Origin of the sequence: Serratia sp. H1w (assembly GCF_000633355.1) — a bacterium.
Classification (GTDB): Bacteria; Pseudomonadota; Gammaproteobacteria; order Enterobacterales; family Enterobacteriaceae; genus Chania.
In genome coordinates this window covers 1-1145 of the sequence record NZ_AYMQ01000217.1, presented here as the reverse complement: position 1 = coordinate 1145, position 1145 = coordinate 1, and the positions used below count along the sequence as shown (strand labels likewise).

Annotated in this window: 2 protein-coding genes; both read right to left on the bottom strand. The window is 54.4% G+C overall.

Annotated elements, in window-relative coordinates:
• Positions 1-692: IS66 family transposase zinc-finger binding domain-containing protein (locus U869_RS0128915; protein WP_198530742.1), on the bottom strand; the 692-nt coding region annotated here is incomplete at its 3' end.
• Positions 693-817: 125 nt separating this feature from the next.
• On the bottom strand, positions 818-1145 hold a 328-nt coding region (gene tnpB / locus U869_RS0128910; RefSeq protein WP_029988570.1), incomplete at its 5' end, for an IS66 family insertion sequence element accessory protein TnpB.

Here is a 1145-nt window from a genome sequence, read left to right as displayed (position 1 = left end):
CAAGAAACCCGGTACGGTTCAGCCAGGGGTTCCAGTGCGACACCGGCAGCACCAACCCACCCGGCCTGCGTACTGACGGGGATTTCCACACCACTGCGTGCAAAGATGTGGCTTTGCCGGTAGAGCGGCTGGTAATCCCGGTACTTGCTGATAACCACCTGCGTGACCAATCCGATCTCAGGCAACCCTTTGGGGATGAGAGTGGCAGGCATGGGAGCAGAGACCACCGTTTGGCGGCAATCGCAGCTGTATTGGGGACGCACATAACGATTGACGACGAAGCTTGCCGGGATATAGTCCAGACGCTCGCTGATTTCATCACGGATGAAGCGTAAGGAGTGCCCACAGTCGGGGCAGTTATCTGAGGCGGGTGCAATCACTTTCTCGACGCGAGGAAGGTGTGCTGCCAGCGGTTTACGGGTCGGTGTAGAACGTTCTTCAGCCTCATCCGACCGGCCTTTTGGCAACAGGTTTTCCAACTGGGTTTGTGCAGCGGCAATATCGGCATCGGTGTCTTCTTCAAACAACAAGCGCTGGAGGCCCGAGAGGGCTTCACACTTGCGTCCAAAACGGTGTTGGCGAGCCAGCATTAACGCTTCTTCCAGCAACCGGATACGATGGTCTTTTTCCAGTAATACAACTTCTTTTTCGCGAAGGGCATCCTCTTTTTCAACCAAGAGATTTCGCACCATGCCAAGAGCCAGAGTGCGAAGTTGTTCGATGTCATTCGTGGTAGTGAGGGCACTGATATCCATGTGGTCAAATATACACCGGGTGGTATGGATATTCATTAACTATCAGTGGGGTAAGATGTTTTCTATTGAGATAAACCAGGTTCGTTTTCTGGCTGGTAAACCCACTTGGAAAGATCATGGCCTTGCACTTTTTGCCAGTCGATACCGGTGATCAGCCACTCAAACTGGTCTGGGGTCAAAGACCAGGCGGTGTCGTTAGCTCGTGGCCAGATGAAATGCCCCTTATGAAGACGGCGAGCGCAGAGCCAGACACCGTGCTTGTCCCAACGCAGCACCTTGAGGCGGGTTCTCGATTTGTTGGCAAAAACGAAGGCGGCGCCCTCGTGCCACGATGCGTTGAGGGTCTCCTGAACGTATTGCGTCAGGGTGTCGATCCCCCGCCGCATGTCG